The sequence below is a fragment of the Spirosoma agri genome (assembly GCF_010747415.1).
Lineage (GTDB): Bacteria > Bacteroidota > Bacteroidia > Cytophagales > Spirosomataceae > Spirosoma > Spirosoma agri.
The window spans coordinates 373,845-396,165 of record NZ_JAAGNZ010000003.1; the positions used below are offsets into that span (position 1 = coordinate 373,845).

Here is a 22,321-nt window from a genome sequence, read left to right on the forward strand (position 1 = left end):
TGGTAGAAGGGCCACAATAGGTGACACTTTCATCAGCATAAACAAGGGAGTTTACACTTGACATGCGGATAGCTGTGTACAATCCACGACAACGCATAGAACTGACGCCATGAGTTATTCCACACCGATTATACCGGTTTATACGGAAGAGGAAAGTTTTTCTAATCAAAAATTTGAGGATTTTCAGATCAACTCCTATCAGGATACTCAACCGGAACACCTCCAGCGCATCGAACCGCATGCGCACACGTACTTCGAAATTATCTGGGTGCTGGAAGGTCGGGGAATTCATACCATTGACTTTGAGAACTACTCGTTTTGTGGCCCCTGCCTGTTTCTGCTTAGCCCCAGAAACATCCATACAATCCGGAAAGATTGTCCCACTAAAGGGGGGATATTAAAATTCGCTTCTTCTTTTTTTACCAATGCGGATGGCCAGGAGATGGCCCTACTCATCAACCATGTTTTTGACGATACCGATGTCCTACCCGTTTTACCCCTTCAAGAGGGCAGTAACGAGCTGATTGACGAAGCCTTCACGGATCTACTTAAGGCGTATCACAACGAAGGACCTTTTAACAAAGCGATTCTATCGGCTTATTTGAAAATCCTGCTGTACAAAATCTATACACTCAAAAAGCAGCTTGTCCCGTCCGCAACGTTTTCCAACGCCGACCTGGAACGATTTCGAAGCTTTCAGCTACTGGTCGAAGAGGGGTTTATCCGTCATCATTCGGTCGCTCATTACGCCGATATGCTGCATCTGTCTACCAAATCCTTAGCGAACCTGACCCTGAAGTTCACCCGTAAACCTCCCCAGCAACTGATTCAGGAGCGATTAGTACTGCAAGCGAAACGCTACCTCTACCATAGCGGCTTATCGGTTAAGGAAATTGCCGTTCGCCTGGGCTTTGCGGATCAAGCTTACTTCAATCGCTTCTTTAAACGCAACACCAGCCTTGCCCCAAACCAGTTTCGCCAGCGTCAACGAACGGAGTGATCAAAAGAGTCCGATAAAACACAAGCCTTCTTCCCGTTTGTCCATTGAATAAGGGCCGGGGTCTTCAGAGCTTTGTCGCGTAAACCTTGACGACGATGCAACGAAAAACATTCCTTAAACAGACCGCTTCCCTAAGTGCCTTATCACTGGTTCAGGGTACGGTCCCTACCCGTCTCGACCGACAACAAGCCGACAGGACTAAAGAAGCAAAAGTCTGCACGACCTGCGGTACGCACTACCCGACGGGTAAGGTGGTCGAACTTTGCCCGATTTGCCTGGATGACCGGCAGTATATTCCCGACACGGGTCAAGGCTGGACGACTTCCCAGAAAATGGAAATAAGCCATAGTATCAAGATTGTTAAGCTTCAGGAGCATCTCTATGAATTGGTTATCAACCCAAAGTTTGCCATTGGTCAACGGGCCTTACTGGTTTTGTCGCCGGGCGGCAATATTCTCTGGGATTGCATACCCCTTCTGGATGAACCGACGATGGCGTTTATCCAGGGCAAAGGCGGTTTGAAAGCGATTGCTATCTCCCACCCGCATTATTACAGCAATATGTGCGACTGGGCCGAGCAGTTCAATTGCCCAGTATACATTCATCAGAGCGACGAAGTCTTTATTCATGACCGGGGTGAGTATGTCCAGTTGTGGACAGGCCAGCAGCAGCCTTTATGGGACGGCACTCGGCTGATCAATATAGGCGGCCATTTTCCAGGCAGCAGCCTGCTACACGTGCCCGCTTTATCCCCTGAGGGAACCCTGTTGGTGGGTGATACTCTGTATCTGTCGCCCAGCATGGCCCATTTTGCCCTGATGTACAGCTATCCAAACCGAATTCCGCTCCCTCTGCACGAAATCGTACGGATAAGAAACCGTTTTGCCCAGCTTTCCTTTGATACAGTCTATGGATTTTACTCCTATCAGAACCTAACGGTGGACGTAAAAAAGATTCTCAACGAGTCCTTCCAACGGTATTACGAATAAGGGCACTCCGCTCGTTTGCCCGCCTTGGCTACCCAATTCCTTATCGTATGACTGCCGCCCCCTGCTTGAGCTGCGCTGTAGAAGTTACTCTACCGGCTCTTCTCCGCTGTGCCAATTGAGCGCCGTTGTAAGCTGATGAATAGTACCAGAAACAAACGGAAAATTCCGTATTATTTGTCACGTTGTCAATTAAGTGGTTGATCATTTATTTGATAACGCGATAAATAGACTAGTCACTTAGTTGACGATAGGATTTGGACGCATGCCTGCTTCGCCAAAAGCGGCTTCGCTGGGTGCCTGTACGCAACGGTAGGCTGTACCGGACAACACTGTATGGCTGGATAAAGGAGGCCATTTGTGGGCTGAGTTTACTGGTTTAGTACCTGGCAAAAGCCCCAGTTTGCCTGACGCATTGTGTTTGCGGATATTACGACGACGGTCATAGCGTTGGATCATGGTCGTAGTACGGTGTTTGGTCTGATTCATCACTTCCAGATCATCCGCTTCGTTCGCTTTCGCAATGGTGACAAAACTAGCCCGCAAGGAGTGGGCCGTGAACGGTTAGCCCAATTGTTGCTGGACTAATAGATTGACCCACTCGTCCGACAGCCGATCACTGGTCACTCGTTCTCCTTTCCGAATCCGGACAAACAAAGGCCCTTCCGCCCGGCCAATGACCGACAGCCAAGCTTGCAGAGCTGTGAGGGGGCAATATTCAGGCTCGGTGGCATAGGCCACCGCTTTCTCTTCGACTTCCCCAAACTGATTGGTTTTGGAGCGGTCCAGCCATAAGGTTTATGTTGCCTTAGTTTTAAGCAGTTTCATTTTCATCGGATTTTACGGCGTTGCTGTTTTACGGGAATTCGTCATTCTTTTCCTGGGCTTCAGTGAGAAAGTAAATAGATTGCTATTCTACGATTATGGAAATGGCCTGTTCGGTTTACTGCTCTTAGCCCTGATCACTCTTTTTATTGGAAGATATCGCCTAAAAATGGATTACTATTTGCAATGGAGTGGTACTACTGCTTATAACTTACCTTTTTTAAAAGGTGGATTTATTACCGGAATAGTACTTGCGCAATTCCAGTACTAAATGTAGCGTCAACGGGACAAAAATTCAGTCCTAAAGTTGACGTTTATCGCTGCGGTATAAATGGTATAACCAACTGATATGAAGAAGTAATTTGTCGAGGGCTGCTCTTGGCTTGTTGCGTTAAATACTGGAATAGACTATCGGCAGTCGTCTGGATGTCAGTGGTGTTCGGCTTAGCCCACGGATTAACTGAGAAAAGTATTGCCCTTGCCTTGGGAGCTGGTCTGATGGCTTGGGTCGTGCTAAAGGCCAAAAGTTTGTGGGCGGGTTAGACCAGCCATCAGCTGACCGACATGATTGTCGATACTTTTTTACCCTAGCTAGCTGGTGTTGCCAAATCGCAAATTCGATGGAGAAGTCGTTCACAAATAAAAGCGTTTTTGTGGATGACTTCAAACACATAATTAATTGTATTTATTCAAGATACAAATAATACACTAATAGCTAAATTCAACGATAACTAACTAGTACATTTCTACTAACAGGTGTCATGCCTGTAACACATGACAGGCTACAGTGACGCTGACTGACCAATCAGCAACTATCAAAATCGTCGCGTCAGCACTCCGGCAAAACGATCGTGTAATTGAATAGTACAACTATTAAATCATTTGTACCTGAGTGCTGACGCGACGATTTATTGGTACTTACCCCCGTTTTCATACCAATTTATCGGGTGTCAAAGGAAGATCCCGTAGTCGTTTGCCCGTTGCGTTGAACACGGCGTTGGCAATAGCGGCTGCCACACCGGTGATACCAATCTCCCCAATACCCCGGGCCCCAATGGGTGAAATATGAGGATCGGCTTTCCCAATAAAATGGACATCGATGGGCGGCACATCCAGGTTGACAGGCACGTGATAATCGGCCAGGGTTCGCACGACCGGGCTGCCCCAGCGTTTATCGTACTCCGTGGCTTCCATCAAGGCGGCACCAATGCCAAAAATGACCCCACCAATGATTTGAGAACGGGCCGTTTTTTCATTCATGATACGACCCACGTCCTGGACGCTGGTGAACCGTTTCACCCGGATGGTTCCCAAATCCTCATCCACCCACACCTCGGCAAACTGGGCACCAAACGAATGAAACGCATAGTGTTTACTATCACTGTTCTGTTCGGCTGGAATCTGCTGGGGTGTACACAAGGCACTGGGAACGGTAAGACCCGCACCGGAAACCGGCAGGGTGGTCGCACAGGCTTCCACTTCAGTCCGCTTGGCACGGCTCATGATGTCGGCATAGGAATCCGTCTTCCGCTCGTCGCCAATGAGAACGAGTTTACCATCGGCGTAACCGATCTCGTCCGGTTTATGGCCATGGAGTTTAGACGAGGAGTCGGCGATCGCCAGCGCTGCGAGCTCTTTTCTCAACAAAACGCAGGCTTCCATCGCAGCCGGATGAATGCTGGCTGTCGTTTGAGAACCACCAGCCAGCGGTGCCGCCGGCAAACTGGAATCACCGATCTTTACCTGAATCCGGTTTACTGGTACGCCCAGCGCATCAGCCGCTGTCTGCGCCAGGACGGTATAGGTTCCGGTCCCAATGTCGATCGAGGCCGTCATCACCGTGACATCACCTTTCGCGGTCATGGATACCTTGACCGAAGCCGCACTTCGGCCACCGGGATACGTAGCGGTCGCCATGCCGTAACCTACCAGGTAGTTGCCACTTCGCTTCTGTCTGGGTTCCATACTGCGGGCCGACCAGCCAAATTTCTCGGCACCAATCCGGTAACAGTCAACCAGGAACTCGCTGGAAAAGTCATGCCCATTCATCGGGTCCTGAGTAGTATGGTTGGCGATTCGAAACGCCACTGGGTCCATCTTGAGTTGATAGGCCATCTCATCCATCGCGGACTCCAGGGCAAAAGTGCCTGGCGTCTCGCCGGGCGCGCGCATGAAGGTTGGTGTGCCCCGGTTCAGTTTGGCTACGTTATAGGTAACTTCGCGCACCGGCGCTTTGTACAGGACCAGTGACTGCTTGCCACTCGGTTCGAAGAACTCGGTCAGGTTATTGTAGGTATCGGTATGATGCCGAATCGCCTTCAACGTCCCGGCCGTATCCGCACCCAGGGACACGCGCTGGATCGTGGCGGCCCGATGTCCGACGTTGGTCTGCATCATCTGGCGGGTAAGGGCCAGTTTGACCGGGCGACCCGCGGCCTTAGCGGCCATCGCGACCAGAAGGGCATGAAGCCAGAGTCCTTTGCTGCCAAAGCCGCCACCCACAAAAGGAGCGATCACGCGGACATTCTCCGGCTGTAGACCCAGAAAATAAGCCGCGATGGCGCCGGTGAGGCCCACGCCCTGGGTAGCATCGTATAAAGTTAGCTTGTCCCTTCCTTCCCAAACGGCCACGGTTGCGTGTGGCTCCATCGGATGATGGTGCTCGACCGGGGTCGAATAGGTATGATCCACGCGGTGGGCCGACGTAGCAAGCGGGGTCGCTGCCTTACCCCCATTCACCTGGGCTTCCTCTCCCATGAACTTCGTTGGTTTCTTACTGTTGGGCAGCTCCGTCTTCAAATCAGTTGCCGCTTTCTCCACGGCATAACGCACCTTGAGTTTATAAGCAGCCGCGCGGGCCTGTTCGTAACTCTGGGCCACCACCACGGCGATAAACTGTCCGGGGTAATGCACCTGGTTATCCTGCAAGGGCGGTAGGTTCTCCCCCAGGAACGCGGCACCGGCCTCCGCTTGCGCGGGCATATCGAGCGGTTTTAGCTTTACGGCATTTTTATAGCTGACCACGCTGATCACGCCAGGTTCTTTCTTTAGGGCCGCGTCATCTAAAGCGGTAATCCGTCCTTTAGCAATCGTGGCCCGTACGGGAAACGCATAGGCCATATTTGGCTGGTTGAATTCCGCAGAATACGTTGCCTTGCCCGTCACCTTCAGGTGGCCATCGATGCGACTGATTGGTTTGCCGGTTTCACTCATAATCTGACTCCTTCTCTGTTGAACGATAGTACTTTTCCAATCCACTACCGGTGGCTAGCCGTCAAGCCCGTACACCCCACCCTGCATAGCCCCCTGCAAGGCCCTCGTAATGGCTTTCCTGGCCATCGCTACTTTAAACTTGTTGTGTTCTAGGGGTTTAGCATTTTTAAGTTCGGCTTCGGCGGCTGCCTGGAAGTTAGCCTCTGTGGCTTCTTTGCCGATCAGCCATTTTTCAGCGATCAATGCCCGCCAGGGTTTATGCGCCACACCGCCCAGGGCAATCCGAACTTGTTTAATCTGGTTTCCGTCCAGTGCCAGGGCCGCTGCCACGGAAACCAGCGCAAACGCATAGGATGAGCGTTCCCGGATCTTCAGATAATAGGAACGTTCGGAAAAACCATTGGTCGGTAAGTCAATCGAGGTAATTAATTCGCCTGGTTGCAGATTATTATCTTTTTCGGGATTCTCACCTGGCAGACGGTGGTAATCAGCAAATTGTATTGTGCGTTTGGCGTTGTTTTTACCTTCCACCTGCACCACCGCATCAAGCGCTGCCAGCGCTACGGCCATGTCCGATGGATAAACCGCGACGCATTTTTCAGACCATCCGAATATCGCATGGTTACGGTTGACGCCTTTTAAAGCACCACAACCGGAACCTGGTTCGCGTTTATTACAGGGTAGGTTTACATCATAGAAATACGTACAGCGCGTGCGCTGGTTTAGGTTGCCTCCATTGGTCGCCATATTTCGAATCTGTGCACTAGCACCGGCCAGGATGGCCATGGAGAGCAGCGGGTAGTTTGTACGAATCAGTTCGTGATTAGCTGTGAGTGCGTTAGTCGCCGAGCCGCCAATGGTTACGCCTGTTGCGATCTTTTCAATATTGGCGTGTTTCAGCCGGGTAATATCCACCAGCTCAGAAGGATGCATTACATCTTCTTTCATCAGATCAACCAGGTTCGTTCCGCCACCAAGGAATTTGGCATTGGGATTCGCCGATACAAGGGTAATCGCCGTGGCCGGATCACCAGCCTTCGAAAATTTGAATGGTCTCATGGTTGACGAGTGCTTAATTGAATCAAATCGTGCCGTCCGCAAATTGCCAAACCTGAGCCACGGCCTTGTCGCCATGCACTTCGCGAATGGCATCCACAATATTGGGGTAGGCCCCGCAGCGGCAAATATTTCCCGACATCCGTTCCCGAATTTCTTCATCGGAGAGTTTCACGGGCTTAGCCGTTTGGCGCACATTCCGGGTGACATAGCTGGCTTCGCCATTCTTAGCCTCACTCATCAGGGCAACCGCCGAACAGATCTGCCCGGGTGTACAATAGCCACACTGAAATCCATCATGTTTAATAAATGCAGTTTGCATCGGATGAAGCCGACCCGTCGGACCGTTGTCGCCATCAGCTAAGCCTTCGATGGTTGTCACGGCCTTGTCCTCGCAGGTGGCGGCCAGGGTTAAGCAGGACAGGACACGCCGACCATCAAGTAGCACCGTGCAGGCACCACACTGACCATGATCGCACCCCTTCTTAGAACCCGTCAGCGCCAGGCGCTCCCGCAGGGCATCCAGTAAGGTCATGCGTGAATCCACTAACAGTTTCTGCGTACGACCATTTATTTGGAGGGCTACGTTGATACCATTCTCTATTCCTGTCGGGGGAGGGGGAAGAGGTGCTCCGGCGGTGGTTCGGGCCATTAGTTGCTCAATACCCAGTAAATGGGTAGCCAGTAAGCTAGTACCGGTAAAGGTGATGAGCTTCAGAAAATGACGTCGCTTCAAGCCTGAGGTAATGATCTCACTCATGTCATCGGGCAGGAGCTCTTCAAGAGCCTTGCGCTCGGCGTCGGTCAGATCCGGAAACTTGGGCTGGTCTTCCATGCTATCTGTTTGAAGGTTATTCTAAAGGTAAGCGTTTAAACCATGACTTGTTTTAATTTCGGCGATAGACTTTTCAGGCAACGATAAAGCTTTTTATGGCTGAATACCAACAGCAAATTTTTTGTAGAGTATCAAGACCCAGTTCAATACCAAGTCCATACATAAATCCATGAACATGTAAATAGTCAAAGTAGTATTTTACTGTTATGCTGGGTATAATACAGGCATTAGGCTTCCCATTAAGCTATTTGTACGTTTCATTGTGATCGTGCGAAAAAGATACCCCTCAATGTAACCTAAATTTAAAATATATAAACCTTGGTTACATTAAGGGTTTTAGTGAGTATCAACGATAATCTATAGTAAGTAATATAAATAGTCCCACTAAAGGTCTCTTTCGATACGTCAATGCAATGAAACAGTAAAAAAGCTGAACGAATAAAAGGAAGACAAGACATTGTTCCAGAGGCTACCATTGATAAACTCACCAAGCTTAAAACTCGCTGGGTCTACGATTACACGGTTCACATGAACTAACAGTACAGATTAGCCGAGGCAGTTCGTTAATCGCTTTGGTGGTCGACCGACGGAATATTCCGGCAGAACTTACTAATCGTTCAATAAACCGAACTAGACTCTCAGCCGAATGGGTGAATACCCATACTGCTCCTGAAACATTTTGGTAAAGTAAGATTGGGAACTGTAACCTACCTGTTGCGCCACCTGCGCCACATTGAGCTGCCCGGTTTGTAACAGTTCAACGGCCTTCTCCAGCCGCACCTTATGGATGAACCGGGAGGTGCTCATACCGGTTAGGGCGGTTATTTTTCGGTGAAGTTGGGTGCGGCTCATACCGGCCTGCTCAACCAGCCAGTCAACATCCACCGATTCGTCAGTTAGATGCTTGAGGATTACCGTCCGCAACCGGGCCAAAAACTGTTCTTCCCTGTCAAGTTCCGGGTGGAATGACGTTCCAACTGGCCCTTTCTGTATGCCCCCGGTCAAGTGACGTTGCCATTGCAGACGGGTGCGCAGACAGTTACGAATTCGCAGACTCAACTCGACTAAGCTAAATGGCTTTTCAACATAGTCGTCGGCTCCGGCTCCAAATCCTTTAAGGCGGCTCTCGTAGGTGGATTTTGCCGTCAGCAACAGAACAGGAATGTGACTCGTCCGTTCATCCGACTTCAAGCGTTCCACCAGTTCATATCCGTCGAGTTCAGGCATCATTACGTCACTAACGATCAGGTCGGGTATCTCCTCCAGTGCCTGTTCCCAACCAAGAAGGCCATTTTCTGCTGTAATGAGCTGGTATTGATCCGAGAGGGCGTCGCTCATGTAGCGACGCAGTTCCTCATTATCTTCGACGATCAGCAGCCACGGCCGGGCGGTATCATTCGATGAAACGTTAGCTGGGGAGTCCTCTCGAACCGGCTTGGGTTGGGGTACTAATGTAACGGATTGACCCGTTGGCTCTTCTGTAGACCTGGGGGCGGCTGTACTCAGGCTAAGGGGTAAGTTAAGCGTGAACGTACTGCCCTTCTCCAGAGCACTCTCAATCGTGATGGTACCACCGAGCCATTCGGTTAATTCTTTAACCAGCGCCAAGCCAATTCCCGTGCCTGGGTATGCACGGGTTGAAGAGCTATCGACCTGGTGGAAGCGTTCAAAAATATGAGTCAAGTCATCAGCCGCGATACCAATGCCCGTGTCGGCAACGCGAAGCAAAAACAGATGGTCATCGCTGATACGACCTTCTACCCGTACTTGTCCACCGGGGGGGGTAAATTTGACGGCGTTAGCCAATAAATTGTAGATAATTTTTTCCAGTTTATCCGCGTCGAACCGGTACAGAAACTGGTTAGCGCTGATAGGGGACTCCCCTTTCCAGGTTAGGCTAAGCTGTTTCTGATCGGCCAATCCCTCAAACTGGACAACCACCTGCTCGACCAACATGAGCGGATCACCCAGTTGCTCGTGCCGTTCCAGCTTTCCCGCATCTAGTCTGGCCATATCTAACGTTTCGTTGATTAGCCGCATCAACTGCTGGGTATTGCGCCGGGCGGCCTGCAGTAGTTTCTGGTCCGACGTGTTAAGAGGAGCTATACTCAATTGTTCAGTTGCATTCAGGATAATAGTTAGTGGGGTCCGTAGCTCGTGGGTAATATTGGTAAAGAAGCGGCTTTTCATTTCATCCAGATTCCGCAGCGTTGCGGCTTCAAACTCCCGGCGAGCCAGCTCCTGTCGGAGAATACGCCGTCGGTTCCAGCTTTGTAGCAGTACCGTTCCCAAGATTCCGGTCGCCACCAGGACAAAAGCCCAGAACCAGCCGGTTTTCCAGAACGGCGGGCGTACCACCAGCGTCAGGCTCGGTACCTCTCTGGACCAACCCCTTGGCAAAATGAATCGATTTAGCAGCAGCGTATAGGTACCGGCCGACAACTGATACGAAACCGTACCGGTCGCGTCCTCGGTTACGTTCCACTGCTGGTCGTAGCCTTCCAAACGAAACCGAAATGTCCGCGTCACATTGTCGATGTAGGGCGAAAGGCGCAGGGTAATCAAGTCCCCTTCCTCTACTATGAGCGTGGGGTGGCCGAGCGAATCGCGCTTCAGTTGATGACGTTCGGTATCCTTTTCCAGGCGGGTACCGTTAACCGTAATATCGAGCAGGTTGAGGGCTGGCAGGGGGCGAACGTGCGCCAAATCGTAGGCCAGCAGGGTTTGCTCCGAACTTACCCACAATCGGTTGGTTCGGCTGGGTAGCAGGTAGTTGACACGCCCCGACAGGCCGCTGAATTCCAATTGCTCTAACCGCCCCGCCCGGGTATACCGATAATTGGCGGCCATGGTCCTGAAATAGGTATTCCCCTGCGGATCTTCGTGAAAGTCCAGGGCAATCTGGGCCGGATAGTACTTATTGGGCAGCAGTTCCAACCGAGTTACTTGACCCGTGGTCGGCTCAATAACATCCACCTCATCGCTTAGTGCGACCAATATGCGGCCATCCGGACGGGCGTGAATACCAATCGCAAACAGATCCTCCATAGAACCCGCAGCTGTGCCCGATTGCGTTCGATTTGGCGAGCCCAGTTCATCCCGGTAGCGTTTTAGCACGCGCGAGACGGGGTTGTAGGCATACACCGCTTTGTTGGTCGTGAACCAGATGGTTCCGGCGGGGTCCTGGGTAATCCAGCGGGCGGCTTCATCGGGTTGATCAAATACTTTCTCGACAGCGTACGTACGGGGATTGAAGCGAATCAACCCGCGTCGGCGCAGGGCTATCCACACCGTAGCTTGGGCATCGGCAAAAACGTAATTGCTACGCCACTGTGACAAATACTCCCGCACCAGCCTAGAGGAGTCCGGTACTCGAATGATCCGGTCTAATTTAGGATCGATGTATGACAGGGCGCTACCCCGGCCCAGTTTGCACCAGATACGTCCATCGGGCGAAGACACCAGGTGAAAATAGTCGTCGCCGTGGCCCAGAACGGGATCATGATAAACCCGAAATTGTTGTCCGTCGAATCGGACAACTCCTTCATTCGTTGCAAACCATAGCCTGCCCTGAGCATCTTCAACTGCCCCCGTAACGTTGAAATTGGTACCTGCCGGTGGTCTGAATCGGTGAACGAACCGGGGTATTACCTGCTGCGCCCAGCTGGATGCCCCCATATTCATGCCAATCAAAATCCCAACGAATACAGGACGTAAGAATGATAACATAATGAGAGAAAAGCGTGCCTCGAAGATAAAAAAGAGCTATCAATCAGCAAAATGGAACATACGTACAAAAAATGGAACGATTGTGATAGACCTGGACCCGGCTGTTAGCACTTCTTTGTGTCTTCAAAATAACTCCTAGAAATAGCCTGTTCACTAACCGTTTATCTAATCGATTGTTATGTTCTCCTTTTCATTTTCATCCGTGTTTTCAACGGCTCGTCGTACTTCATTAGTAGGGCGTCGGATCACCCAGTTTGGCCTGATTTGTCTGTGTATTCTAGCGGTATCCTGTACCGATCATCAGGTACCCGATTTAAGTTCAGAACGACGTGTTCAGCTGGCTGTCGATAGCGTACGGCGCGTACTGGAAGATAGTCTGGGGCAGCCAGTCCCCTCGATGAATGTGCTGATCCAGACCCCTAGCCAAACCTATTTCGCTTCGGCGGTCGCCCCGGGTCGGCAGCCCCTTACCCCGGATACCTACTTCCGGTTTGCCAGCAATAGTAAAAACTTTACCGCCACCGCCATTTTGACGATGTACCAGGATGGCTGGCTTGACTACAAAGCGAAAATCACCGATCTGATTCCGGGTGCCAACCTGCCCTACGTGCCCACTACCCCGGACTGGAATATTCCCTACAAAAGTCAGATCACCATCGAGCAACTGCTTCAGCATAGCGCCGGGGTCTACGATACCGATAATGATACCATACCCGGCCTTCGCGGGGAGACCTATACGAACTATGTCCAAACCCGGGATTCGACCCATCAGTTTACCACCGAAGGGCTGATCAAGCCTTTGATCGATCACCAGTTAAAATACTTCGTTCCGGGTAATGGACAGCACTACAGTAATACTGGCTACGCCATACTCAGTCGCATCATAGAGCGGGTATATTCGGCCAAGAGCGGTCGGACCAGAACGTACGCTGATTACCTCTACGATCACATAACCGGACCCAACAGCCGGGTACCCATTCCGGTTTCGTTTCCCTACCAAGCCAGCGACCAGCTGTTGCCCCAGCCCAGCGTAGCCAGCCTGATCCGGAACTCAACCAAGTGGGGTGTGGGCTTCGGTCCGGTCAACATGAGTGCCCACGTGGCCGAAGGCAATGGCTATGGCACTATGGCGGCCCTGAACAAGTATATCCGCTCGCTGATGCGGGGTGAGAACGTACTCTCCAAACAAACCGTGCAGTTGATGCAAACCGACGTATCAGCGGCCAAACGAGAGTATGGCTTAGGCACTGAGCTATTCAACAACCTGGGCTACGGCCATAACGGGGCCATTGCGGGCTACTTGTCGGTGATGACCTATGATCCGAACACCGACGTATCGGTGGTAGCGATGCTTCCGCTTTGGGACTTTGTCAGAGGTCAGGCATCCTTCAACACCTGTTTCTTTCACATGTATTATGCGGGCTATGCGGCCAAGAGGGCCCTGGGCTATCCAATTATACGATAGTGGGAATGCCTTGATTGCTAGCCTTGGCCGGCGACTACAGGTTCCGCTTGCTTCATTCATTTTACCAAAGCGATATTAATGGGTAGCCTTCTTAATAGTGTCCTATCCATAAACTAGGGACTGGTGAGCAATTGTGCGAAGAGAACTCGGGGTGTCGCGCCACTGACGTATTTCGGGGACCACCTTTTATGACTAGACTTCCGTAAACTATTTACACCCAAATTACATGTTTTTACAAAATAACCGCCGAAAATTTCTGGAGCAAACGGCATTGGGTGCCGGTGGTATGCTCTTTTTCCCAGGGCTGCTGACCAGCTGCACCGATCACCGTATTCCTGATCCCGGTAATTCTGTTGTTCCGCCGGTAGGGGATATCGCGTCGGATGACGACATTGCTAAAACAACTGTCACAACCATACTTGGTGAGATACCTTACGTGGGTGCACTCCTAAGCGCGTTGGTTGATATCTTTTGGAACACCCAGACAGACCCGTGGGATGAGATAAAAGACCGGGTAGATCAAGTAGTAACTCAGAAGCTTAGTGATTTTGTCTACCAGCAGATCAAGGATCAATTGGGCAGTTTGAGCGATGCTGTACCAGGAGGCATGATTGGCGCAATGACATTGTATCTAAATGAAGTCAAAGCCTATGTAGAGACCTCTAAGACAAATCCAAATGCAGATCCAACCAGCGTTAGAGAGCAGTGGGTAGCTACCCGGACTGTTTTTGTGACGGCCCTTCCTCTTTTTCAATCGAAAGGGTATGAGGTGTCACTGCTGGGGCTGTTTACGCAGTTTGCCAACATGCACCTATCGTTATTACGTGATGGGGTAATCAGTGGAAAAGCCTGGGGCAGGAGCGATGCCGACCAGCAGCAAGATATTCTCGACTTACAGAAAGCGATAAAAGGTTATGCTGACTACACTTACGATACACTTGAATTAGGTTATGCTAATGCCATTGCTTATGCGTTAGACCACGGTAAAGATCCTTGTGATGCTGCGGCAGCCGGTGTTCTTTATGCGAGTACTATGACTCTACTCGCACAAGACTACGCTGCAACCTGGTCCTATTTTGATGTGACCCTCTACCCTAACGGACCAAGGATACCGTTAAGACGTGAGATTTACTCGGGCCTGCAGGGCTATTGCAAGGGATTTGATCTCGTAAAAAAATATGGGTTTAACCCTACAGATTCGTTCTACGCTGGCTATAGTACTCCGCCCCAAAAGGTCCCTACTCAACTAACCATCTGGGGCGGGGAAGTTATTGAAGGGGTGCAGGTAACGTATCCGACAGGTGGTGGACTAAACGGTATTACACAAACGGTCCGGATGGGACTTGATAGTTTGAATGGAGGGAGTACCCAGCCGCCACGTGGGGGTATGTTTAATCTATCACCTACCAACCCAATTGTCCTTATTCGACTCAGTTTTAACAAGTACCCACCCGACTACAGCGCTGATATTCTTGGCGTATCGGCGATTCAGTTTGTGTATAAAGACGGGGCAACTAGCCCCTGGACCGGTACTCTGAACAATTCCAATATCGTTGAGGTAAAACCTCCGTACGGGCATTATATATCAAGTGTATACTTCGGTGCCTATCTCGTAGTGTTTGGCCTCCAATACATAAACCTAGAGGCCCCCAAAAGCACAGACGCCGTTCAGCTCATTTATAAAACAAGCCCCAAAGAACGGACGGCGGCTGACTTTGCCCGAGCTTTCCCGGAACTTGGTATTACACAGGCTCTGATCACTGACGACTTGAAGAAAGCGCGTCAGGAATACTGGGCTACTATCAAAGCGCGAGCGAAAGCCCTCAACTAACTAATCTGCTCTGAGCGAAGCGGCTGATTGCTGAAACTTGCTTGTGGCGTACAATACACCGCCTTATGCCGGCTGAGGCCGCCCACTTTCCTACCCAGGATATGGCAATCTGGTAACGTATAATCCAAGGTATAACAGCGGGGTCATGGCGGAGTATTATCTACAATGGCCCATAACCCGAATACCGACATACCAATGGTGACCATGTTGCTCCTGTAGGACTTTTCCAAGCAAGATGCCTTTCTCGTCCTTTGCTTTCGGTATATGTACCACTCTTTCGATTAACTCTGTATCGTAGGCCTATCTGTTTTGGCCGTATTTATCCTTATACTACTATGCCAACCTTTATTTTCCCGGCAAGTTTTAAGCAAATTTTCAGGTACGCGCTCGTTCTGTTTTTGACGAACAAAAATAGGACAAGCCAGCGCTGGACCTTCCTTCAATGGCTGCTGTGTTTATGGCTGTTAGGTCTTCAGCCTACCTTGGGGTGGAACGGGGCCAGTTATTCTGTCTACCCGTGCGATGAGGGTGGATTTGGCTCCCGCTCCTGGCCTACCCTATCCCGTATAGAACAGCCAGCCAGCAAAACTACTACGTTGATTACCAACGGTGCTAAGGGCAACCAGCGCCAGTATCGGGCGAACAGCACGAGCGGTCCCCGAACCGTTTTTTCTCAATCGGCCACCTTCACGCAGGAAGCACCGCCCAGTATCACTGTTCAGCCCTTAAGCAGAACCGTTTGCTCAGCCAATGGAATTCAGTTTAGCGTGCAGGCCGATGGAACGGACTTAAGGTATGCCTGGCAGTATTACGATTCTGTAGGGGGTATATGGGTCACTCTAGATCAGTTTAAAACCAATACGCTAACTATTTCCGATAATTTCACCCCTAATAATGAGCAATTCCAGGTGCAGTACCGGGCGGTTGTGTCGAACGGCTATGGCTCTGTCACTTCTCAGCCAGCCACCTTGACGAAGTTGCCAGCTGCGCTCATCACCCAACAGCCGGTCGACCAAATCGCCTGTTCGAGCAAAGGGCTCCAGTATACTGTACAAGTCAAGCAGGAAGAGGACTTGAGCTATTACTGGGAATTTAATGATGGAAGAGGATGGGCCTCGCTGCTTGCCGATACGAATGTGTATAAAGGCTATAACACTGGCGCCCTGACCATCAAGATAGATGAACCAACTAGTCGTCAATATCGGGTCAAAATTAACAATAGGTATTGCACCATCTACTCCGACTCAGTCGCTTTCACGAAGCTGAGAGCAATAGTCATCACCCAACAACCGATCAGCCATACCATCTGCTCGGGTGATGGGAAGGGGCTTACATATAGTGTGCTGGCTGACGGAGATGACCTGGGCTACGACTGGGAATTCAAAGACCCTGGTATGATTCAATGGGAGTCATTCAGTAATTTTGTTGATACTTATCCGGATTATACCACCGCTACGCTGACCGCCAACGGAGTCGAGACCCCCGGCCGCCAGTACCGGGTGAAGATCATCAACGACTGTGGTACGGTCTATTCCGAGTCGGCCACCTTCACCTTAACCACAACTCCCCCCGCCATTACCCAACAGCCAATCAGCCATACCGTCTGCTCGGGTAATGAGGATGGGCTTACCTACAGCGTGAAGGCCGCCGGAGATGACCTGACCTACGAGTGGGAATTTAAGGACCCTGCTACGATGGACTGGGCGTCGCTGGGTGGTCAGTATGCCCCCCTCTATCCGGGTTACGATACGCCCACGCTGACCACCAACGGCACCGAAGCCAACGGTCGTCAGTACCGCGTGAAAATCATGAATAGTTGTGGTAGTACGGTCTATTCTGAAGCGGCTACTCTCACAATTACACCCGCACCCACCATCACCCAACAACCCCAGAGCCGAACCGCCTGCTCGGGGAGCACCACTGGACTTACCTACACAGTAGTCGTCGAGAGCACTGGTCCAGTAACCTACGAGTGGGAATTTAAAGACCCTGCTACGACGGACTGGGCGTCGCTGGGTGGTCAGTATGCCCCCCTCTATCCGGGTTACGACACGCCCACGCTGACGACAAACGGCACTGAAGCCAACGGTCGCCAGTACCGCGTGAAAATCAATAATGGGTGCGCTTACTCCAACCCCGCTATCCTCATACTTGCCCCCACACCCACCATCACCCAACAGCCCCAAAGTAGAATCGCCTGCTCTGGCAAGGGGCTCACATACAGTGTGCAGGCTGATGGACAGAACTTGACCTATGAATGGGAGTTCAACGATACCGGTAGTCGTGACTGGGCGTCGCTGGGTGGTCAGTATGCCCCCCTCTATCCGGGTTATGACACGCCTACGCTGACCACCAACGGCACCGAAGCCAACGGTCGTCAGTACCGTGTGAAGGTCATGGCCGGTACCTGCACCGTTTATTCCCAACCCGCTACCTTCACTCAGAGCCAGTGCACCCCTACGCTGACAAACTTCTCGGCCTCTCCTACATCGGTGACACCAGGCCAGCCAATCGAGTTTACCGCTACAGTAGGTGGCGTGACGGCTCCCTACAACTACACGCTTTCGAACGGAGCCGGAAGCGATCAGACTGGTACGGCCAGCGGTTCGAACTTCAGTCAGCGCCTGACCGCGCAGGGAAACGGTCCTCAGACCTACACGCTTACCATTGGTAACTCCCCCTATACGGTCACTGGTACGACAGTGGTTACGGTGGCATCCTTTGCCATCACCGATTTAAAAGCCTTTGCGAACCCTGTACAATCAGGTCAATCGGTCGAGTTTACCGCCACGTTTGAGGGATTGATCGACACCGACCTTTACAAATATACGCTCACCAACGGGCAGGAGCCGGTACCCCTAACAGGTAATTTCTACGGTTCGTCTTTCCGAGAAAGCATAACCGCTAGGGGCGCTGGCGTTCAAGTTTTTACCCTTACCGTGGTTACCCGCGACAAGGGAACGGCAACAGCTGCCATATCGGTCACGGTTGTTGGGGATGATATTGGTCTGGAGCGCTTTGCTGTCCTGGGCGTGACGGCCGTAGATTGTGAGACCCTCAGCGAGACCAAACGCCAGTTGCGCTTCACGCCCCGGTACGCAGGCGCCAACGGCGAGCCTATTAGCTTCTCGGTGGTCAATGAGCTAAGTCCCACCACCCAGCCAGGCCCTTACACCCTGCGCTTGTACATTGACAACCCCACCATTACTCTGGTAGCGCAGCAGGGCAACGCCCAGGCCCGCTACTCTTACGATTGGCTGGCTCATTGCTCCACTTCGCCCGGCAGTTTCACCCTAACCGGGGCGCGAATAGTGGACTGCCAGTTGGAGAATCCCAACTTCAGTCAGCAATACCGAGTCAGCCTGCAACCCTCATACGCCAATCAAGACAACGCTCAGCCTATTAGCTTCTCAGTAGTCGATGAGCTGAGTCCCACCACCCAGTCCGGCCCCTACACTCTACACCTGTGGGGCGATAAGCCCGTCATCACCCTGGTGGCTCAGCAGGGCAACGTCCAGACTCGGTATGCCTACAATTGGCTAGCTAGTTGTGGCTCCTTCAATCGTGCCCGCAGGGCGTCAGCCCAGGAGGATGTGGAGCGATTGCAGGTCAAACTGTTGGGCAACCCAATCACAAATCATCAAATCAGGGTGGAAGTAAAAGGCGTAACCGGACAACACCTGGAACTGACGCTTATGGATTTGAGCGGACGGACCTTGCTGAATCAACGCATTGAGAAGCCGGGTAGCATGAAAGAGTACCAGTTACAGACAAATCCGGCGTGGAGCGGCCCGTTGCTGTTACGGGTACGGATCGAGTCGCTTACCGGCGGCTTCCAACAGCAGACGGTGAAGGTCATTCAGGAATACTAACCAACCCTGAAAATGAACAAATTGTCCTGACTTGCAAACAAAGATTTTTCAGTACTGAAGGCTTTATCATCAAGTCACAAATCATTATTGATAGTAAACGTTCCCCCTAGCGAAAGGGAAAACCGTAGCTCACTGAACGGACTCTTCGTATGAATTTCGTTACACAGCTTTCTGTATGGTCTGCTCAATTTCCATCACACAATGCACCTGCCTAGCATGGATGTACAAGTGCTGCTCATGCTATTGACAGTTGTCTATCCAGCAATAACAACTGACTGATGAACAGCCATTTCCTGGTTATTGAGAAAAATAATCGGTGCTTAATGGACACTCTTAGTGAATCGGCCTCAGCCCGGACTGAGGCCGATTCAAATGGTTTTCTACCGGCTGTATCATAGAATATGAAGACCTATATTGTTGGCCCTCTCGTTATTGACTGTTACCACGTACCCGTTCAAATCATCTAAGGAGAGCGTTTAGTTGTTGAGTCAGTTCAGCTGTGGCAGGCTGCGGCCGAAGAGCCGCTGCGTGTCATGATCCCAGGCAAGCCTGTGGTGAGCGAATGGACGGTGGTGGAGATTTGTGTAGCCAATGATCGATTGCTGTACCTATCACAGAGGACGAGCGAGGCTGGCATGTGACTGCTCAGTTGGCCGAACAAGCCGGGGCACTGGAGCGGCAGCTGTTGTGCTTGAAACGCCCCCCTGCCGCAAGTGCGCCCACCTGTTCTAAGTCAGCCCGTCAGGTTGCTCAGAGCGGAGTAGCCCTCAGAACGATTTCAGGCACTAGAAAAAAGTGTCAGAGTTTTCCTCTGCTCAACAAGTAGCGTCCAGTTGGCCAAGTGTTTTCCTGAACGGTTTGAGGAAGATAATTGAACACGTACAATCTTTTAGTTTACAGTCATTTACGGCGTTGATTTACCACTACTCTTTAGCCTTTAAATGAACGATTTCATGTTGAACTTGTATCATTTAATTGACCGATTTTAAGTAGGAGCGGGATTTCGTTGCGAAAGTCTTACGTAGCCACTAAAATAGTGCCCTACCCAACGGATAGCGTACGGGGGTGAACTTCGCTCCAACGAAACCATTCTGTAACCAAAAAGAGTTGTCACACTACCCTCAGAGGCCCTAAATATCAGCAGTTTCCGATGATGACAGCCCTCCCCTCCAGCCTTGCCTGTCGCCAAGAATGAATTGAGGGCGGAGAAGGGTTCGACTCGCCCCTTGCTGGTGGTTCGGCTCCAGGCCGAACCACCGGGTGGCCTGTTGCTGGAAGTGCAGGATAATGGACCCGGCCTGCCGGAACAACCAACCCCCGGTCGGCGGACTTCATTCGGTCAGCGACTCATTCGGGAGTTGACGGGGCAACTGGGTGGAGAAATGAGCCTAACCAGCCAGCAGGGCACCTACTTCCGACTGTGGCTCCCCGCCCAGGCCTAACGGATGCGTATCCGTTTGGGGAACTTGCCAGCCGACTATAATAACCCTGTCGTTGATGCACACATTCCCGTCGCTTGTGACCATTTCCGAGCGCGGGACACGGCTATTTGCCAGCTTTGGGACCAACAAGCCGCATCGCTGATAAGCTAGGCCGGGGTCACCCAAGGCCTACTGGCAAGTCGGCCTTGGCATTTGCTGCTCCAATCAACGGTTATGGATACTTCTTCACCTGTAACAAGCTTCCGTCAGGCGTGCATCGATAGGTGCTCAGCCTCTTTTTCTCCGCCATCTGCTCGTCAACGGACTTTGATCAGGTATGGCTACCAGCCTTGGCAAGTTGCCCCTGATCGGGACCGCTAACAAGTTAGCTCATCCGTAGTGCTAGTCATTCTGAAGCGAGTGAGTCGCCCGGACTTTCTTAACAATGGGTAAGCGAAGTAACGCGTCATTAGCCAACCCTCCCCTGAAAACAGACGCTGGATTTGTGGGTCCGGTTTCTGTGAATAAGCAAAGCAAGCGCGCTAGCGCAGCAAGCCGAATTGGAACGCTCCAGCGAGTTTTTTCGGGTAATGATCGCCCTTAACGCTCAATTTGGTTCGATATCGCTTAAAATGGTTCGATACCGTTCGTTGACAACCCTCTTTCCACCAGACCTTTGTAGGCATTCAATACCCATATAACGACCGATGTTTACTCAGCTACTCTTTATGAAGACTCTCTTTGCCAATAAGTCGAACTGCATTCTCCGGCAACTCTATTTCGGGATTGGTCTATTGGGCCTAATGGCCCTCAACCTGGCTTGTCAGGATCACCAGCCCCCCGTTGCCAGTACCCCGAACCAACTGCGGATGCAGACTGCCGTTGACAGTGTCCGGCGCGTGCTGGAAGATAGTCTGAAGGCGTTCGTGCCGTCGATGAACGTACTCATCCAGACCCCCAGCGAGACCTATTTCGTCTCTTCGGTGGCTACCGGCCGCCAGCCCCTGACGCCCAACACGTTTTTTCGCTTTGCCAGTAACACCAAGAACTTTACCGCTACGTCTATTCTGACAATGTACCAGGACGGCTGGCTCGACTACAAGGCTCACATCACCGACCTGATTCCGGGGACTCAGCAGCCCTATGTACCGGCAACTGCCGACTGGGCCATTCCCAATAAGGCTCAGATCACCATTGAGCAACTGTTGCAGCACAGTGCCGGAGTCTACGATACCGACAACGATCCCATTCCCGGCCTGAATGGGGAAACGTACGTCAATTACGTGCAGTCGCGCGATTCGAGCCACCGTTTCACGACCGAGGAGCTCATAAAACCCCTGCTGGACTACCAACTCAAGTACAATTATGCACCCGGCGGGGGCTACCACTACAGCAACACGGGCTACGCCATCCTGAGCCGCATCATCGAGCGAGTCTATTCAGCCAAAAGCGGCAGTGCCAAGACCTACGCCGATTACCTGCGCGACCGTATCACGGGTCCTACGGCCCGGGTGCCCGTACCGGTTACCTTTCCATATTTACCAAACGACGTTTTGCTACCCGCGCCCAGCGTGAACAGTATCATTCGCCAGCCGGGGGGTATTTTGCAGGGCTTCGGGCCGGTCAACATGAGCGCCCACGTGGGGGAAGGCAACGGCTACAGCACCATGGCGGGGCTGAACACCTACATCCGCTCCCTGATGCGGGGGGAAAACGTACTTACCCCTGCTACGCTGCAACTGATGCAGACTGACATCCGGGTGACGCCCACCAACACGAACTACGGACTGGGTACCATCCGCTTCACCAACCTGGGCTACGGCCACAATGGGGCCATTGCGGGCTATTTGTCCCTGATGGCCTACGACCCGGCCACGGACGTATCGGTGGTGGCGATGTTGCCTTTGTGGGACTTCACCAAGGGTGAGGACTCATTTCTAACCTGTTTTCGGCACATGTACTACGCGGCTTACGCGGCCAAGGGTGCGCTAGGCTATCCCATTCAATTGTAAATTTTTTGCCCTTAGACATCTGACTATCAGATAATTATCTACTATTGACAGCAGTTGCATTTCTAAACTAGTTAAC

The 22,321-nt window shown here is 51.6% G+C and carries 14 protein-coding genes; 8 read left to right on the forward strand and 6 right to left on the reverse strand.

Going from position 1 to position 22,321, the window contains the following annotated elements:
* Positions 1-109 precede the first annotated feature (109 nt).
* Positions 110-1,000, forward strand: coding sequence for a helix-turn-helix domain-containing protein (locus GK091_RS25500; RefSeq protein WP_164043557.1), 891 nt, complete (start codon positions 110-112; stop codon positions 998-1,000).
* A gap of 95 nt (positions 1,001-1,095) precedes the next feature.
* Entirely contained in the window at positions 1,096-1,989 is an 894-nt protein-coding gene (locus tag GK091_RS25505; RefSeq protein WP_164043558.1) for an MBL fold metallo-hydrolase, read from the forward strand.
* A 237-nt stretch (positions 1,990-2,226) separates the two neighbouring features.
* Here GK091_RS25505 and GK091_RS25510 read toward each other — a convergent pair whose 3' ends face one another.
* Positions 2,227-2,532, reverse strand: coding sequence for a site-specific integrase (locus GK091_RS25510; protein ID WP_164043559.1), 306 nt, complete (start codon positions 2,530-2,532; stop codon positions 2,227-2,229).
* Between the two features lie 18 nt (positions 2,533-2,550).
* On the reverse strand, positions 2,551-2,727 hold the full coding sequence (locus tag GK091_RS25515; RefSeq protein ID WP_164043560.1) for a site-specific integrase: 177 nt from the start codon (positions 2,725-2,727) through the stop codon (positions 2,551-2,553).
* Between the two features lie 444 nt (positions 2,728-3,171).
* Between GK091_RS25515 and GK091_RS30140 the strand changes: the two genes are divergently transcribed.
* Positions 3,172-3,354, forward strand: coding sequence for a CPBP family glutamic-type intramembrane protease (locus GK091_RS30140; protein WP_394351899.1), 183 nt, complete (start codon positions 3,172-3,174; stop codon positions 3,352-3,354).
* A gap of 387 nt (positions 3,355-3,741) precedes the next feature.
* Here GK091_RS30140 and GK091_RS25525 read toward each other — a convergent pair whose 3' ends face one another.
* The 4 genes from GK091_RS25525 to GK091_RS25540 all read right to left on the reverse strand — a co-directional run bounded on the left by GK091_RS25525 (position 3,742) and on the right by GK091_RS25540 (position 11,644).
* Entirely contained in the window at positions 3,742-6,024 is a 2,283-nt protein-coding gene (locus GK091_RS25525; RefSeq protein WP_170312805.1) for a xanthine dehydrogenase family protein molybdopterin-binding subunit, read from the reverse strand.
* A gap of 54 nt (positions 6,025-6,078) precedes the next feature.
* Complete coding sequence (locus tag GK091_RS25530) at positions 6,079-7,083, reverse strand: FAD binding domain-containing protein (RefSeq protein WP_164043562.1); 1,005 nt, start codon at positions 7,081-7,083, stop codon at positions 6,079-6,081.
* A 22-nt stretch (positions 7,084-7,105) separates the two neighbouring features.
* On the reverse strand, positions 7,106-7,915 hold the full coding sequence (locus GK091_RS25535) for a 2Fe-2S iron-sulfur cluster-binding protein (RefSeq protein ID WP_164043563.1): 810 nt from the start codon (positions 7,913-7,915) through the stop codon (positions 7,106-7,108).
* Positions 7,916-8,545: 630 nt separating this feature from the next.
* A complete protein-coding gene (locus GK091_RS25540; RefSeq protein WP_164043564.1) occupies positions 8,546-11,644 on the reverse strand; it encodes an ATP-binding protein in 3,099 nt (1,032 codons plus the stop codon).
* A 178-nt stretch (positions 11,645-11,822) separates the two neighbouring features.
* On the opposite strand from GK091_RS25540, the gene GK091_RS25545 reads away from it, so the two are divergent.
* The 5 genes from GK091_RS25545 (at position 11,823) to GK091_RS25565 (ending at position 22,245) form a co-directional block, all read left to right on the forward strand.
* The gene (locus GK091_RS25545; RefSeq protein WP_164043565.1) at positions 11,823-13,109 is read left to right on the forward strand and encodes a serine hydrolase domain-containing protein; all 1,287 of its coding nucleotides are present in this window, start codon (positions 11,823-11,825) and stop codon (positions 13,107-13,109) included.
* Positions 13,110-13,335: 226 nt separating this feature from the next.
* Entirely contained in the window at positions 13,336-14,940 is a 1,605-nt protein-coding gene (locus GK091_RS25550) for an insecticidal delta-endotoxin Cry8Ea1 family protein (RefSeq protein WP_164043566.1), read from the forward strand.
* 335 nt (positions 14,941-15,275) lie between these two features.
* Positions 15,276-18,812, forward strand: a complete 3,537-nt coding sequence (locus GK091_RS25555) for a hypothetical protein (protein ID WP_164043567.1) — start codon at positions 15,276-15,278, stop codon at positions 18,810-18,812.
* Between the two features lie 1,175 nt (positions 18,813-19,987).
* Positions 19,988-20,254, forward strand: a complete 267-nt coding sequence (locus GK091_RS25560; RefSeq protein WP_164043568.1) for an ATP-binding protein — start codon at positions 19,988-19,990, stop codon at positions 20,252-20,254.
* 707 nt (positions 20,255-20,961) lie between these two features.
* Positions 20,962-22,245, forward strand: coding sequence for a serine hydrolase domain-containing protein (locus GK091_RS25565; RefSeq protein ID WP_246202408.1), 1,284 nt, complete (start codon positions 20,962-20,964; stop codon positions 22,243-22,245).
* The last annotated feature ends 76 nt before the right edge of the window (positions 22,246-22,321 follow it).